Annotated in this window: 16 protein-coding genes; 9 read left to right on the top strand and 7 right to left on the bottom strand. The window is 58.5% G+C overall.

Features of this window, described 5'->3' with window-relative positions:
* Nucleotides 1–172: 172 nt before the first annotated feature.
* The 3 genes from ACZ89R_RS09535 (at nt 173) to ACZ89R_RS09525 (ending at nt 2,701) form a co-directional block, all read left to right on the top strand.
* Entirely contained in the window at nt 173–1,594 is a 1,422-nt protein-coding gene (locus ACZ89R_RS09535) for an MltF family protein (protein ID WP_429547871.1), read from the top strand.
* 103 nt (nt 1,595–1,697) lie between these two features.
* Nucleotides 1,698–2,132, top strand: coding sequence for a DoxX family protein (locus ACZ89R_RS09530; protein ID WP_429545942.1), 435 nt, complete (start codon nt 1,698–1,700; stop codon nt 2,130–2,132).
* A gap of 260 nt (nt 2,133–2,392) precedes the next feature.
* Nucleotides 2,393–2,701: a hypothetical protein gene (locus ACZ89R_RS09525; RefSeq protein WP_052964043.1), complete on the top strand. Its 309-nt coding sequence runs from the start codon at nt 2,393–2,395 to the stop codon at nt 2,699–2,701.
* Between the two features lie 14 nt (nt 2,702–2,715).
* Here the strand turns inward: ACZ89R_RS09525 and ACZ89R_RS09520 are convergent, their stop codons facing one another.
* The 4 genes from ACZ89R_RS09520 to ACZ89R_RS09505 form a co-directional block, all read right to left on the bottom strand.
* Complete coding sequence (locus ACZ89R_RS09520; RefSeq protein WP_429545943.1) at nt 2,716–3,579, bottom strand: PI-PLC domain-containing protein; 864 nt, start codon at nt 3,577–3,579, stop codon at nt 2,716–2,718.
* A gap of 172 nt (nt 3,580–3,751) precedes the next feature.
* Nucleotides 3,752–4,249, bottom strand: a complete 498-nt coding sequence (gene greB / locus ACZ89R_RS09515) for a transcription elongation factor GreB (protein WP_123501220.1) — start codon at nt 4,247–4,249, stop codon at nt 3,752–3,754.
* A gap of 45 nt (nt 4,250–4,294) precedes the next feature.
* The gene (locus tag ACZ89R_RS09510) at nt 4,295–6,799 is read right to left on the bottom strand and encodes an ABC transporter permease (RefSeq protein ID WP_429545944.1); all 2,505 of its coding nucleotides are present in this window, start codon (nt 6,797–6,799) and stop codon (nt 4,295–4,297) included.
* Nucleotides 6,799–7,482 carry an ABC transporter ATP-binding protein gene (locus ACZ89R_RS09505; RefSeq protein WP_007899869.1) on the bottom strand — a complete coding sequence of 228 codons (684 nt, stop codon included), beginning with the start codon at nt 7,480–7,482 and terminating at the stop codon, nt 6,799–6,801. Before ACZ89R_RS09505 ends, ACZ89R_RS09510 begins: the two co-directional genes overlap by 1 nt.
* A 10-nt stretch (nt 7,483–7,492) precedes the next feature.
* On the opposite strand from ACZ89R_RS09505, the gene ACZ89R_RS09500 reads away from it, so the two are divergent.
* From ACZ89R_RS09500 to ACZ89R_RS09490, 3 genes are all read left to right on the top strand, one after another.
* Nucleotides 7,493–8,098: an arylesterase gene (locus ACZ89R_RS09500; RefSeq protein ID WP_429545945.1), complete on the top strand. Its 606-nt coding sequence runs from the start codon at nt 7,493–7,495 to the stop codon at nt 8,096–8,098.
* Nucleotides 8,099–8,154: 56 nt separating this feature from the next.
* Nucleotides 8,155–8,448, top strand: a complete 294-nt coding sequence (locus ACZ89R_RS09495; protein ID WP_008075246.1) for a hypothetical protein — start codon at nt 8,155–8,157, stop codon at nt 8,446–8,448.
* 163 nt (nt 8,449–8,611) lie between these two features.
* The gene (locus ACZ89R_RS09490; protein WP_429545946.1) at nt 8,612–9,583 is read left to right on the top strand and encodes a L,D-transpeptidase family protein; all 972 of its coding nucleotides are present in this window, start codon (nt 8,612–8,614) and stop codon (nt 9,581–9,583) included.
* 123 nt (nt 9,584–9,706) lie between these two features.
* On the opposite strand, the gene oprI is transcribed toward ACZ89R_RS09490, so the two are convergent.
* Nucleotides 9,707–9,958: an outer membrane lipoprotei OprI gene (oprI, locus tag ACZ89R_RS09485; RefSeq protein ID WP_003172710.1), complete on the bottom strand. Its 252-nt coding sequence runs from the start codon at nt 9,956–9,958 to the stop codon at nt 9,707–9,709.
* 629 nt (nt 9,959–10,587) lie between these two features.
* Between oprI and ACZ89R_RS09480 the strand changes: the two genes are divergently transcribed.
* Complete coding sequence (locus ACZ89R_RS09480) at nt 10,588–10,869, top strand: GNAT family N-acetyltransferase (RefSeq protein ID WP_007899932.1); 282 nt, start codon at nt 10,588–10,590, stop codon at nt 10,867–10,869.
* A gap of 64 nt (nt 10,870–10,933) precedes the next feature.
* Here ACZ89R_RS09480 and ACZ89R_RS09475 read toward each other — a convergent pair whose 3' ends face one another.
* Together ACZ89R_RS09475 and ACZ89R_RS09470 are read right to left on the bottom strand one after the other, a co-directional pair.
* Entirely contained in the window at nt 10,934–12,010 is a 1,077-nt protein-coding gene (locus ACZ89R_RS09475) for a 3-deoxy-7-phosphoheptulonate synthase (RefSeq protein ID WP_007899930.1), read from the bottom strand.
* Nucleotides 12,011–12,153: 143 nt separating this feature from the next.
* On the bottom strand, nt 12,154–12,582 hold the full coding sequence (locus ACZ89R_RS09470; protein WP_063341092.1) for a PilZ domain-containing protein: 429 nt from the start codon (nt 12,580–12,582) through the stop codon (nt 12,154–12,156).
* Between ACZ89R_RS09470 and ACZ89R_RS09465 the strand changes: the two genes are divergently transcribed.
* Nucleotides 12,581–12,967, top strand: a complete 387-nt coding sequence (locus ACZ89R_RS09465; protein ID WP_123501229.1) for a thioredoxin family protein — start codon at nt 12,581–12,583, stop codon at nt 12,965–12,967. The genes ACZ89R_RS09470 and ACZ89R_RS09465 overlap by 2 nt on opposite strands.
* Nucleotides 12,964–13,920: a putative 2-dehydropantoate 2-reductase gene (locus ACZ89R_RS09460; RefSeq protein WP_429545947.1), complete on the top strand. Its 957-nt coding sequence runs from the start codon at nt 12,964–12,966 to the stop codon at nt 13,918–13,920. The genes ACZ89R_RS09465 and ACZ89R_RS09460 overlap by 4 nt, the downstream gene beginning before the upstream one ends.
* Nucleotides 13,921–13,923 lie beyond the last annotated feature (3 nt).

The raw sequence follows: 13,923 nt of genomic DNA, 5'->3' as shown, positions 1-13,923 counted from the left end.
GAACTACAACCAGTTAAAGCTGTCTGTTGAGGCCGCGAGACAGGGCGGGTTGGTAATTTGCCATCACTGTGCCACTCTCACGCACTTTGTCGGCGCTTCAGGCGCTCTGTTTCTGTCGCTCGACGTCATGAAGTCATCCATGAAGTCGACCCGTATTCTTTCCGGAGAGTGGATGATTCGTCCCTCGGTTTTGTTACTGCTGTGTTGTTCGTTGCTGCTGCCCATGCCGGCGGTTGCACGTCTGGCCGGGCCGTTGCAAGCCGTGCCCGCGGCCAAGGTCCGCGACCTGGCGGAAATTCGCAGCAGTCGCGTGTTGCGGGTATTGGTCAACCAGAGCCGCAACAGCTCCGGTGAAGTCCAGGGCCAGGCCATCGGCGTCGAATACCATCGCCTGCGCGCTTTCGAACAATACCTCAATGGCCATGCCCGCGATGGCCAGGAAATCACCCTCAAGATCATTCCCAAAGCCAAGGATCAACTGCTTGGCGCGTTGCAGCGCGGGGAGGGTGACTTGGTCGCGCCGGGGGAATTACTCGATCCGCAATCGGGCCTCGCGGTCAGCACCAGTCAACCGATTGCCAGCAATGTGCCGTTGCTGCTGGTGGGGATTAAAGGCGAACGACGTTACACCCGTCTCGAACAACTCTCGGGCAAAACCCTCGCGTTGCCCACCGGCAGTGCCGCCGGGGATGCGGTCAGTCAGATCAATCAGAAACTCGCGCTGCACAAACTGCCTCCGGTGAAGATCGAGTGGGTCGATCCCAGCCTGGCGGTCGAGGACGTGCTGGAAATGGTCCAGGGCGGGATCTTTCATCTGACGATTGTCGAGCAACCGATTGCCGAACGCTGGGGCAAGATCCTGCCCAAATTGCGCTTCGATCGACAGGTCCTTATCAGCGAGCCAGGCGAGGAATATTGGTTTGTGCGCCGCGACGCTTCAATGCTGCGTTCGAGCATCGATCGCTTCCTGACGACTTACAAGAAACCGTCGGACCAGGATGCGGCGTTCCTGCGGATCTATCGACGCCTGTATCAAGTGCACTATCCCTTGGCCAAGGCCGATCGGCAGCGCCTGGAAAAACTTCGCCCGGTGTTGCAGAAACACGCTGAAGCCCAAGGCATGGACTGGCTGAACCTGGCAGCGCTGGCCTTCAAGGAGTCGGCGCTGCAACCCAACGCCAGAAGCGGTAGCGGCCCCACCGGCCTGATGCAAATCACCCCGTCCGCCGCCCAACGGGTTGGCGTGAGTAATATTCAAAACCTCGACGCCAATGTGCAGGCCGGCGCCAAGTACCTGGCGATGATTCGCCGCAAGTTTTTTGCCAGCCCCAAACTCAATGAGCGCGAGCGCATGGCGTTCGTGCTGGCGGCCTACAACATGGGGCCGGAGCGGGTTCAAGGCATGCGCGCCGAGGCCCGGCGGCGCGGCTTGAATCCTAATCAGTGGTTCTTCCAGGTCGAGCGCATTGCCATGGAGCAGGTGGGAATGGGGGCTGTCAGCTATGTTAATAGCGTGAACAAGTATTACTTGGCGTTCGATCGGGAGCGGGAGTCGTTGGAGCCCCAGGGGCAAAAAGTGGCCTCACGGAAATGATCGACTAAGCTGATTGTTATGGTGCGTTTTTTGCGCTTTTAACATGAGTTTTACTGATTAATATAGCGGCCAACCAACACACACTCACAATGGATGACACAGCATGAGCACTCTGATCAACAAGGTACTGTTCACTCGCGCGGGCTACGGTCTGACGATTCTGCGCATTTTCGTCGGCATCATCTTCGCGGCCCATGGCTCACAGAAACTCTTTGGGGCATTCGGCGGCTACGGCATTGCCGGCACTGCGCAGTACATGGAAAGCATTGGATTGGCGCCGGGCAATGTGATGGCGATCCTGGCCGGTGGTACCGAGTTCTTCGGCGGTCTGGCGTTGATCATCGGTCTGCTGGTACGCCCGGCAGCGCTGGGGCTGACCTTCCTTTCACTGGTGGCTATTTTCACGGTGCACATCAACAACGGTCTGTTCATGGCTAACAACGGTTATGAGTTCGCCCTGGCTTTGCTCGGTGGCAGCCTCGCGGTGCTGATCGAAGGTGCAGGCAAACTGTCGGTAGACCGCGCCATCACCAACTGACTGCCCTGGCTCAACGAAAAGGCCTGCATTGTGCGACGCACTGTGCAGGCCTTTTTTGTTGCTGGTGATTCTTGACACTGTCCGGTCAGCTTCTCTAGGATGCTGCCCATGCGCCGATTTAAACAGCTACTTGCGGGGCGCCAGGTGACTCATTCAGTTGCCTATAGAAGCTTGAAACAGGCTTCGAAATACCGCTAAAGCGCTGGTTCGGTGTTGCCTCTCACCTGCCATGCAGACTTTTGAGGCAGAGACACGACACAATGAATGCATTAAGCCCCGTTATACGCCCCGCGCCGATCACGGCACACCTCACTCAGCGCAATCCAAAAATCCTGCTTGGCGGTAAACATCAGCCGACGCTTCTGCGTTACCTCGATGGCTGGCCACGTCGTACCGGTGGGCCTGCTGCCTTCCTGATTCAGTTTGTCGACGACGGCGAGTCACTGGCACGGTTTGCCAACGACAGTTTCGATCTGGCGGTGATTCTGGCGCCCAACGCCGAGGATGCGCCGGAAGTGATCAGGCAGCTGACTCGCGTGGCTCGCCAAGGGCTGATTACTCGCCGCTGAAAGACGCCTGCGTGTCATTGTGGGTGTTTTTTTTGCCTGCCGCGAAATTGATTGGCGTGCAAGCAGTTCAGGACAATTCGACTGCGGGTTGTCCAATCGGTATTGATAATGAAGAACTTTTGGATATAACTATTTTCGTCATTCGATTCAAACCAAGTATCTATTTTATTGCTGAAATCGTCGGGTACAAAGAAGGGTAAAACGTATTTGGCGCATTGTATTGAACGCAGCGCATAAGAAGGTTTGTATTGCGTGGCGACCTCGTCCATAAAGGCTTTCAATTGTTGGGTGGTCATGACATTGTCGCCAGACCATTTTTGTTCCACTCCGGGCCAGAAGTCGGAGTTTTGAATGAAATGATTATAAGCAACGACGACCGTTTTTCCTGGATGTTGATTCCATAGTTGGTCAAGCGTCAAGTGGCGCAGATCGTTAGAGATGGATCTGTAACCGATTTTACTATTGATAAGTTCACGCAACTCCTGATGAGCCTGTGGGGTAAAGTTCTTGAACTCGTGAAAGTCCAGAATGAAAATTTCCCGCGCCCGGGCCGATTTGGTTGAAGGCGTATCATAGAAGTCATTCACCATGTCTAGAATATCGACGCTGACCGTGCGTCCGGACGACGTCAGGTGGAAAATCTGGAAGCGGTGTGCCCGGCCGACAGGCTTGTTGCTATAGAACTCTACCCTTAGGTCCAGCACCCGTACGCCGGCGGCCACTTGCTCCTGAGGGCTGACATCTTGTGTGATCTCTTGAGGTAAAAATGCGTTCGGCGCTTTTTTGTCATAGCCTGAGTCATGCGAACCCGGCAGAATAAGTTCGTCGACACGCAAGTTTTCGATATGTAGCGTATTGTTCATCCAGCGATCAAGCATGTTATTCATTCCTTTGAATAAAGTTAACTGAGTAAGTGAGACAGGCACCCGCCAACAAGATTGTCAGTTGTCGGGCTGTCTGGCGGCTTGATAGTTGTTCTTTGTTGTTTTTAAGTCAAGCTGGAAGGCGGGGATGTTTGCAGCTTATTGTTTCGATGTTGTAGGTAGGGTGTTACGGGTAATTGATGTCTATAATATAAACGCACTGTTCGCCAGTCGGTGTTTGCACTCGAACTTCGGCGTCCAGCGCTTTGCCGATCAGGGCGCGTGCCAGCGGCGAGTCGATGCTGATCAGCCCTTGTTTCAAGTCCAGTTCATCTGGCCCGACGATGCGATAGCGCGACTCTTTGCCTTCTTCATCTTCAATGGTGACCCAGGCGCCAAAATAGACTTTGTTCGGATCGCTGGGCTTCTCGCTGACGACCTTCAGTGCTTCCAGCCGTTTGGTGAGAAAACGCACGCGACTGTCGATCTCGCGCAGCATCTTTTTGCCATAGGTGTACTCGGCGTTTTCCGAGCGATCGCCCTGTGCCGCCGCCTCGCTGACCGATTGCGTCACTTGCGGTCGGCGCACATGCCAGAGTTCATGAAACTCGGCCCGCATCCGCGCTTCACCTTCGGGGGTGATCAGCGCGGTGCCAGCGGTGCGGGGAGGGCGATAACGGCTCATGGCGACTTCTTGTGGTTGAATACGTGATCAGAACGCTTGAGTTTATCAACCCTCGCGCAAGACTGTCAGGGGGCTGGCGTTCAAGGCGCGGCGCGTGCCGAACACACCGGCACCGCCGATCAGCACGGCGCCGATCAGCGGCAACACCAACAGCCATGGATGCGGGTGCCAAGGCAGGTCGAAGGCATAACGGTAGAGCACCAGGCTCACCAGTTCCGAACCCAGTGCCGCCAACAGTCCGCTGACCGCGCCGAGCAGGCCGAACTCGATCCGCCGAGCCCTGACCAGTAACTGTCGTTCGGCACCCAGCGCTCGCAGCAATGCACCTTGGCGAATGCGTTCATCCAGCGTTGCCTGCAAACCGGAGAACAGCACCGCCATGCCCGCCGCCAGCACAAACAACAGCACGTATTCCACCGCCAGGGTGACCTGGCCGAGAATGCTGCGCAGCTGCGCCAGCAAGGCTTCGACTTGCAGAATGGTCACTGCCGGAAAACTTCGGGACAGATCAACGATCTGCTGATCGTGACCGGCCGCCAGGTAGAAACTGGTCAGGTAGGTCGCCGGCAAGTCCTTCAGGGTGCCGGGCTGGAAGATCATGAAAAAGTTCGGCTGGAAGTTGTCCCAGTTGACCTCCCGCAGGCTGGTGACTTTCGCTTCCCGATTGACCCCGCCAACGGTGAATACCATGTGATCGCCGAGCTTGAGCTTGAGGCTTTCGGCGACTTTACCTTCCACCGATACTCCCGGTATTTCATCCGATGGTTGCTGATCCCACCAGTTGCCGGCGGTGAGTTTGTTGCCCTCCGGCAGGTCGGCCGCCCAGGTCAGGCTCAGGTCGCGTTGAATGGCTCGATCACCGGCAGAATCCTTGCTGACGATGTCCTGCACCGGCTCTCCATTGACGCTGATCAGCCGTCCCGGCACCACCGGGTACAGCGGCGCCGATTGTGCCGACAACTCCATCAGTCGATCGGTAAAGGCCTGTTTGTCCGCTGGCAGAATGTTCAGGGCAAAGTAGTTCGGGGCATTTTTCGGCAACTGGTTTTGCCAGGTGTCGAGCAATTCGCCACGCAGCAAAGCGATCAGTGCCATGGACAGCAGAATCAAACCGAAGGCCAGGGCTTGACCGGCCGCCGCCAGTGGATGGCGCAGCAGTTGGCCCAACCCGAGGCGCCATGGCAATTCGGCGCGCGCCAGCATCCGGCGCAGGCTTTTCAGTAGCAGCAACAGCAAGCCGCCCAGCACCAGTGCCGCGATGACACCGCCGCCGAGCAGGGCGAAAGTCAGTAACAGGTCCAGGCTCAAGCGCCACATGATCAGACCGAGGGCGCCCAATGCCGCGCCATAAACTATCCAACTGCTGGACGGAATCGGCAGCATGTCGCGACGCAACACGCGCAACGGTGGCACTCGACCCAAAGCGGCCAATGGTGGCAGGGCGAAACCGGCCAGCGCCACCAGCCCGGTGCCGATCCCCGCGATGGCCGGCAGCAGGCCACCCGGTGGAACATCGGTCGGCAATAAATCACGCAGCAGTGCAAACAGCCCGAGCTGCGCCAGCCAGCCGAGCAGGGCGCCGCTGACGCTGGCGAGCAATCCGTGTACGGTCAGTTGCAGACTGAACAGCACCATGGTTTCCCGACGGGACAGGCCCAGGCAGCGCAGCAATGCGCTGGCATCGAATCGGCGGGTGGCGAAGCGTGTCGCCGACAACGCCACCGCCACGCCGGACAGCAACACCGCCACCAGACTGGCCATGTTCAAATAACGTTCAGCCTTGCCCAGGGCGCCGCCGATCTGCCGATTGCCATCGCGAGCATCCTGGATACGCTGGTTGGCCGCCAGGCCTGGCTTGATCAGCTGCCGATAGGTTTCCAGCGCCGAGGCGTTGCCGCGCCAGAGTTCGCGGTAACTGACCCGGCTGCCGGGTTGCACCACGCCGGTTGCCTCAAGGTCGCTGAAGTTGATCAGCACCCGTGGCGTCAGGCTGTAGAAATTGCCGGCGCGATCCGGTTCGTAGGTCAGCACCCGCGCCAGCGTCAGGGTTTTCATGCCGACGTCGATGCTGTCGCCGATCTTCAAGTCCAATGCGGTCAGCAGTCGCGCTTCGACCCAGGCTTCGCCGGGTTTCGGTCCGCCACCGGGTTCTTCCGGCGCGAAGGGCGCGGGGGCGCTCTTCAGTTCGCCACGCAATGGGTAGACGTCATCGGCGGCTTTGATACTGGACAGCTGAATGCCGTTGTCGGTGGCGATGACGCTGGAAAACTCCACCACTTGAGCGTGTTCAAGGCCCAGCTCTGTGCCGCTCCTTACCTGTTCCGGTCGCGCCGGTGAACTGCCTTCGAGTACTAGGTCGGCACCGAGAAACTCGGTGGCGCGCAGCATCATGGCGCCGTTCAGGCGGGCGCCGAAGTAACCGATTGCGGTACTCGCCGCCACGGCCACCAGCAAGGCGAAGAACAACACGCGCAACTCACCGGCACGGGCATCGCGCCATAATTGGCGCAGGGCGATACTGAACAGGCGCAACAGCGGCAAGCGTGCCATCAAGGCTCCAGAGGGGCGACCAGCAGGCCGGCTTCAAGGCGGATCAGGCGCCGGCAGCGATGTGCCAGGCGTTCATCGTGGGTCACCAGCACCAGGGTCGTGCCGCTTTCCTGGTTGAGTTCGAACAGCAAATCGCTGATGCGCTCGCCGGTGTGGCTGTCGAGGTTGCCGGTGGGCTCATCGGCGAACAGCACGTCGGGCTCGGCGGCGAAGGCCCGGGCAATCGCTACGCGCTGCTGTTCGCCACCGGAAAGCTGGCGCGGCGAGTGCGTCAGGCGTTGGCCCAGACCGACCCGTTGCAGCAGTTCGGTGGCGCGCTCGCGGGCGTCTTTGCGGCCATCGAGCTCCAGCGGCAGCATGACGTTTTCTAAAGCATTGAGACTGTCGAGCAGCTGGAATGATTGAAAAACAAACCCCACATGCTCGGCGCGGATGCGTGCGCGTTGGTCTTCATCGAGATTGCTCAGGCCTTGCCCGGCAAGGGTGACTTCACCGCTGCTCGGCAGATCGAGGCCAGCGAGCAGGCCCAGGAGGGTGGATTTGCCGGAACCGGAGGCGCCGACGATGGCCAGGCTATCGCCCTTGTTCAGTTCCAGGCTGAGTTCGTGCAGGATAGTCAGTTCACCTTCCGCGCTCGGAACCACTTTGCTGAGGTTCTTCGCGGTGAGAATGCTTGCGCCCATGGAGAATCCGATGCGTGTGTGGTTTTTGAGTGCTGGCCTGGCCTTGATGTGCATGGCCCAGAACGCAGCGGCGGGTACAGTCCTGATCGTTGGCGATAGTATCAGCGCCGGTTTCGGCCTGGATACCCGCTTGGGGTGGGTGTCGTTGCTCGAGCAACGGCTCAAGCACGAAGGTTTCGACGATAAGGTGGTCAATGCATCCATCAGCGGCGACACCAGCGCCGGGGGCCGGGCGCGCCTGCCGGCGCTGCTTGCAGAGCATAAGCCTGAGCTGGTTATCCTCGAGTTGGGGGGCAACGATGGGTTGCGGGGAATGCTGCCAACACAATTGCAACAAAATCTTGCGTCGATGATCGACAGCTCCCGCGCCAGTGGTGCCAAGGTACTGCTGTTGGGCATGCAGTTGCCGCCCAATTACGGTGTGCGTTACACCCAGGCCTTTGCCGAGGTTTTCGCCAAGGTGGCCGATGAGAAAAAGATCCCGCTGGTGCCGTTTTTTCTCGACGGTGTGGGCGGTCATCCGGACCTGATGCAAGGCGACGGCCTGCACCCGGCTGCGGCGGCTCAGGACAAGTTGCTGGAAAATGTCTGGCCGACACTGAAACCGCTGCTTTGACGCTTTTCTAGCGGCGGTGTTTCGGCTAAGGTGGCGCCCCCGATTTGGAGCCCCCGATGCCGCGTCCTGCCTGGTCCCTATTTGCCTACCAACTGATCGAGCCTGACGAACAGCTGGATCTGTTCGCCTGCCAGGAAGTGCGCGTGCATCTGGTGACTCGTCAGTTGGAGTTGGGCGGCTCGGTGGACCGAACCTTGTGCGGCAGCCTGTTGCCGGCGCAGCCGCGCTGGTCGAGCGTCGACCGTACCGTGTTCCAGGACCAGCGTCTGTGCTCGCTGTGCCGGGCCATTCTGGAGTCGCAAAAACGCGGCACCTCACCGATCTGGCCTGAGTTGCGGTTCGAGCTTTAGGGCCCAGTGGTGAGAGGGCTCCCTCGCCACAGACAAGCTCGCCACAGGCAAGCCCCTCATCGCAGATCCCCCAACCACAGGTCTTTACGTCTCCCCGAAATAACGGGCAGCGGTGTACAATCCCGTTTTTATACCCTTGTCGATCATGCGAAGGATTTTCCGGATGTTGCCGCGCTTTCCCGCCGTCACCCGCTGCCTGTCTCTTGCCGCCCTCTGTGTCGCGGGTCCGGTAGCAGCATTGGAGCTACCCCTGCCACCTCCCGGTGAAGACATCATCGGCCAGGTGCAAGTGATCAAGGCCAAGTACGAAGACACCTTCGCCGACCTTGGCACCACCTACGATCTGGGCTACTCGGAAATGGTCGCGGCCAACCCTGGGGTCGATCCATGGCTGCCGGGCGCCGGGACCGAAATCGTCTTGCCGACGCGTTTCATCCTGCCGCCGGGCCCCCGTGAAGGCATCGTCATCAACCTGGCTGAATACCGTCTCTACTATTTCCCGAAAGGCCGGGACGTGGTGTACACCTTCCCGCTGGGTATCGGCCGTGAAGGCTGGGGCTCGCCGATTGCCCATACCAGCATCATCGCCAAGACGCCGAACCCGACCTGGACGCCTCCAGCGTCAATCAAGGCCGAGCACGCCGCTGATGGCGATCCATTGCCGAATGTGGTGCCGGCCGGCCCAGACAACCCGCTGGGGCCGTTCAAGTTCACTCTTGGCACTCCGGGCTACCTGATCCACGGCTCGAACAAGAAATTCGGTATCGGCATGCGCACCAGCCACGGCTGCTTCCGCATGTTCAACAACAACGTGCTGGAAATGGCCAGCATGGTGCCGGTCGGGACGTCGGTGCGGATCATCAACGATCCATACAAGTTCGGCCTCAGCGCCGGCAAGGTTTATCTGGAAGCGCACACGCCGCTGGACGATTCGGGCAACCCTTCGGTAGTCGACAAGCACACCGCAGTGATCAATGCGATGCTCAAGCGTGAGGACATCACCAACAACTTGCGCATGAACTGGGATGTGGTGCGTGACGTGGTTGCCGCTGAAGATGGCCTGCCGGTGGAAATCGCCGTGCCGAATGCATCGGCGTCGATGGTAACGAGTGCGCCGATCGACCTGCAGCAGTAACGCTTTAAAGGAACCCGCCGACGCAGGCCGCGTCGGCGGGTTTTTTATGGCCTGCAGAAACAGCGGGCAATAAAAAAGCCGACCCAAAAAATGGGTCGGCTTGATAACAATCCCGAAGGACTATTACTTGCGGCTAGCTTTTTCCAGCATGCGCAGAGCACGCTCGTTAGCTTCGTCAGCAGTCTGTTGTGCTTTTTGAGCAGCAGCCAGAGCTTCATCAGCTTTACGGTAAGCTTCGTCTGCACGAGCCTGGGAGCGAGCTGCTGCGTCTTCAGTAGCAGTCAGACGTGCTTCGGTTTCTTTCGATACGCTGCTGCAACCGGTAGCCAGAACTGCGGCCAGAGCCAGAGCAGAGAATTTCAGAACGTTGTTCATCGTGTTCCCCTTCAAGGACTTTCTATTAAGTAGCTGTCTCCTCAGAGTGAGGAAATAGCCGGCGTACATACTACCCATTACTTGTAGTAAGTAAACTGACGTAGAGCAAGAAGCAAAAAAAATTGTAGGCGTTGATTCTTTTTCGAGCAACTTTTAACTGCATTGTATAAAAAATATCCAGCTGCGAGGCCCGAGCTGAGCGAGCCGCCAAAGAAAAGTTCCCCACCTCGGCAGCTGTTTTTCAGTCTCGACTAAAGTCTGTCTAGATGAGTCGTCCACACTTTTGTTCGGATTTTGCGTAGCGGCTCTCATATCTTTATCCATGTTGAGGTGACTTAAACAAAGGGCGCTCGTCTTAAGTCGCAATATCCGGCAATGTTCAGGCTCGACTCGGGAAGATTCCGATCAGGCCGCCCCTGCATTACCCAAGCAACATCCGCCTGCCAGCATGACGAGCGTCCCTTGAGCATTTCTGCCCAATGGTGCCTACTATTTGATACGTGCTCGGTTGCGCGAGATTGGTGTTGCTCTCTCGGTGCTCATTCAGGCACAGGGTGGCGTAGATGTTCCTTCGCCGGAAAAACATCGGTAAGGTAGGGGTCAGAATTAAAGACCCGCGAGGAGTAGTGATGAGCGAGGCGTTGTCCATCCACCATGACCAGGCTGGTCATCAGTTCGAGACCACTGTGGACGGTTATCGTGCCTACCTGACCTATATGGATCTGGGAAAACAGACCCTGGATATTTATCGTACCTTTGTGCCCAACGCACTGCGTGGTCGCGGCATCGCGGCGGCGTTGACCGAGCAGGCACTGCAATACGCCGAGGAAATGGGCTACACAGTCATTCCATCGTGTTCCTATGTGGAGCGCTACATGGAGCGTCACGCGCGGCATGCCGCCAAGCTGTGAACAAAGCGAACGCATAAAAAAACGCCAGGTTCAAACCTGGCGTTTTTTTTGCGTGAAACGGTGATCAGCTGCGATCGCGTTTAGGCAACACATCCTTGAGCTTGGCGTGCATGCTGCGCAAGGTGTTTTCGGTGGCGGTCCAGTCGATGCAGGCATCGGTGATCGACACGCCGTATTGCAGGTCGGCGAGGTCTTTCGGGATCGCCTGGCAGCCCCAGTTCAGGTGACTCTCGACCATCAGGCCGATGATCGACTGGTTGCCTTCGAGGATCTGGTTGGCGACGTTCTCCATCACCAGCGGTTGCAGGGCCGGGTCCTTGTTGGAGTTGGCGTGGCTGCAATCGACCATGATGTTCGGCTTGATCTTCGCCTTGTTCAGCGCTTGCTCGCAGAGCGCGACGCTGACCGAATCGTAGTTCGGTTTGCCATTACCACCGCGCAACACCACGTGGCCGTAGGCGTTGCCCTTGGTGGTGACGATCGACACGCCACCTTCCTGGTTGATGCCCAGGAAGCGGTGCGGGCTGGAGACCGATTGCAAGGCGTTGATGGCCACTGTGAGGCCGCCATCGGTGCCGTTCTTGAAGCCGACAGCCGAGGACAGGCCGGAAGCCATTTCACGGTGAGTCTGGGATTCGGTGGTGCGTGCACCGATCGCCGACCAGCTGATCAGGTCCTGCAAGTATTGCGGGGAGATCGGGTCGAGGGCTTCGGTTGCGGTCGGCAGGCCCATTTCGGCCAGGTCCAGCAGCAACTGACGACCAATGTGCAAGCCATCCTGAATCTTGAACGAGTCGTCCAGGTACGGGTCGTTGATCAGGCCTTTCCAGCCGACGGTGGTGCGTGGTTTCTCGAAATACACACGCATGACCAGATACAAGGTATCGGACACTTCTGCCGCGAGTGCTTTCAGACGCTCGGCGTATTCGTGGGCAGCCTTGATGTCATGGATCGAGCACGGCCCGATCACGACGAACAGGCGGTGGTCGGTGCCATCAAGAATGTTGCGAATGACTTCGCGGCCCTTGGTGACGGTGCGCAGGGCAGCGTCGCTCAGAGGGATATCACGCTTGAGCTGATCGGGAGTGATCAGGGTCTCGTTGGAGGCGACGTTAAGGTCGTTGATCGGTAAATCAGCCATCGTTTACTCGTCAGGTCACGGGTGCCGGCCGCCAGCGAACCCGCGCGGCGGAGCACAGCAAATTAAGCGCGTCGGGGAGCCGAACCTTAGCGCGTTACACCGTGGCTCGACAATGGGCAGACACCGGTTTAATCCAGCATTACCTATGCAAATGCCTTGCGAACCGTGTCGTGGGAGAACTCGTTGGCGTGCAGCTGGACCCATTCGAGGGCCAGGGTCTGGTTGTTCACCTGTTCGCTTTGGGGTTCGTGCTGACGGCAGTAACGTTCGATCTGGCAAACCTGCTCACCCATTCGTGCGCTGAACAGGGTCTGTTCGTCGACAAAAGCGATGCCCACCAGGTAGCTGCGTTTTCGTCGCAGGCACCACGCCACATAGCCCAGGTAACAGATTGTGGTGCTCAGGGTCGGCATGCGCACTTGAAGTGCGGTGCCCCTTCGCCATCCGCGGTGGTAATTGCAAGCCACGCCGCCGAGGCTGATAGTGTGCAGCTGTTGCCGCGAAATGCACTCATGTTTGAGCAACGTCAATTCGACGGGTACATCGTCAGGATGAGGAAGATAACGTCCCATGAACACGGACTCCCTGTGTCGGCCATCTGACATCGTTTCTCCCAGTATAGTGGTCGAATCGGAACTGACCGATTTCGACGCCGACCAACGGCTGTTGGCGATGAACGGTATTTCCCTGGTGATCTTTACCAGCGTCGGCTGCGCGAGTTGCCGTTTTGCCCGTGAGCAATTGCCCACGTTCGATCTGGCGGTCGATCGACTGTGCTGGATCGATGCCGGGAACAATGGTGGCGTGGTCGAGCGTTATCGGGTCTTTCATTTGCCGGCGCTGTTTGTAGTGCGCGACGGTGAATTCTTTGGGGCACTACAGTCGCGTTTGACCCGCACAGCGCTCAACGAAGCCGTGGGTCAGGCGTTGAGTCGACAAGCAGAGGAGTTGCCATGACAGATACAGGGACCAAACCGACAATCGGCATTATCGGAACCGGCGCGATCGGTGGTTTCTACGGGCTGATGCTCGCGCGTGCCGGCTTCGATGTGCATTTCCTGTTGCGCAGTGAGTTTTCAGCGGTGGCCGAACGCGGCTTGCATCTTGATCATGCGTCGTTGGGGCCGCTGGTCCTGAACCCGGTTCAGGCTTATTCGTCGGCTGCCGACATGCCGCCGTGCGACTGGTTGCTGGTGGGCGCCAAAACCACCAGTAACGCGGACCTGGCCCCCGCCATTATTCAAGCCGCAGCGCCTGATGCCAAAGTGCTGTTGCTGCAAAATGGCCTGGACGTTGAAGACAGTCTGCGCGAGTTGCTCCCCGACTCGCTGCACCTGCTGGGCGGGCTCTGTCTGATTTGCGTCCATCGCGCCGGCCCAGGGGTCATTACCCATCAGGCGCTCGGTGCGGTGAACGTCGGCTATCACAGCGGCCCCGCCGCCGATGAACAGGCGCGCATGAACATCGTCGAAGAGGGCGCCAAGTTGTTTCGCGCCGCCGGCATCGACGCCCAGGCCATGCCGAACCTGCATCAGGCGCGCTGGCAGAAACTGGTCTGGAATATCCCCTACAACGGCCTGTCGGTTCTGCTTGGGGCAAGCACCACGCCATTGATGACGGATGCCGACAGCCGCGCGCTGATTCAGGCCTTGATGACCGAAGTAGTTCAGGGGGCCAAGGCCTGTGGTCACGACATGCCGCCGGGTTACGCCGATTATCTGTTCATGATGACTGAGAAAATGCCCGACTATTGGCCGAGCATGTACCACGACTTCCTGCACAAGCGACCGCTGGAACTGGATGCCATCTACACTCGGCCACTGGCAGCGGCGAAAGCGGCGGGATGTGAGTTGCCGCGCATCGAGGCGTTGTATCGCAGCTTGAGTTTCATCGACCGACGTAATCACTGAGTC

Source organism: Pseudomonas sp. TE3728, from assembly GCF_056279145.1.
The sequence above is the reverse complement of the archived record's forward strand: the minus strand, read 5'-3'. Positions and strand labels throughout refer to the sequence as shown.

Excerpts from the sequence above, each read along its gene's own strand:
- ACZ89R_RS09490 (WP_429545946.1), top strand. The coding sequence starts at position 8,612 with ATGTTGCCGCGCTTTCCCGCCGTCACCCGCTGCCTGTCTCTTGCCGCC.
- ACZ89R_RS09525 (WP_052964043.1), top strand. The coding sequence starts at position 2,393 with ATGAATGCATTAAGCCCCGTTATACGCCCCGCGCCGATCACGGCACAC.
- ACZ89R_RS09475 (WP_007899930.1), bottom strand. The coding sequence starts at position 12,010 with ATGGCTGATTTACCGATCAACGACCTTAACGTCGCCTCCAACGAGACC.
- ACZ89R_RS09495 (WP_008075246.1), top strand. The coding sequence starts at position 8,155 with ATGCCGCGTCCTGCCTGGTCCCTATTTGCCTACCAACTGATCGAGCCT.
- ACZ89R_RS09535 (WP_429547871.1), top strand. The coding sequence starts at position 173 with ATGATTCGTCCCTCGGTTTTGTTACTGCTGTGTTGTTCGTTGCTGCTG.
- ACZ89R_RS09530 (WP_429545942.1), top strand. The coding sequence starts at position 1,698 with ATGAGCACTCTGATCAACAAGGTACTGTTCACTCGCGCGGGCTACGGT.
- ACZ89R_RS09520 (WP_429545943.1), bottom strand. The coding sequence starts at position 3,579 with ATGCTTGATCGCTGGATGAACAATACGCTACATATCGAAAACTTGCGT.
- ACZ89R_RS09465 (WP_123501229.1), top strand. The coding sequence starts at position 12,581 with ATGAACACGGACTCCCTGTGTCGGCCATCTGACATCGTTTCTCCCAGT.
- ACZ89R_RS09510 (WP_429545944.1), bottom strand. The coding sequence starts at position 6,799 with ATGGCACGCTTGCCGCTGTTGCGCCTGTTCAGTATCGCCCTGCGCCAA.
- greB (WP_123501220.1), bottom strand. The coding sequence starts at position 4,249 with ATGAGCCGTTATCGCCCTCCCCGCACCGCTGGCACCGCGCTGATCACC.
- ACZ89R_RS09500 (WP_429545945.1), top strand. The coding sequence starts at position 7,493 with ATGCGTGTGTGGTTTTTGAGTGCTGGCCTGGCCTTGATGTGCATGGCC.
- ACZ89R_RS09470 (WP_063341092.1), bottom strand. The coding sequence starts at position 12,582 with ATGGGACGTTATCTTCCTCATCCTGACGATGTACCCGTCGAATTGACG.
- ACZ89R_RS09505 (WP_007899869.1), bottom strand. The coding sequence starts at position 7,482 with ATGGGCGCAAGCATTCTCACCGCGAAGAACCTCAGCAAAGTGGTTCCG.
- oprI (WP_003172710.1), bottom strand. The coding sequence starts at position 9,958 with ATGAACAACGTTCTGAAATTCTCTGCTCTGGCTCTGGCCGCAGTTCTG.
- ACZ89R_RS09480 (WP_007899932.1), top strand. The coding sequence starts at position 10,588 with ATGAGCGAGGCGTTGTCCATCCACCATGACCAGGCTGGTCATCAGTTC.
- ACZ89R_RS09460 (WP_429545947.1), top strand. The coding sequence starts at position 12,964 with ATGACAGATACAGGGACCAAACCGACAATCGGCATTATCGGAACCGGC.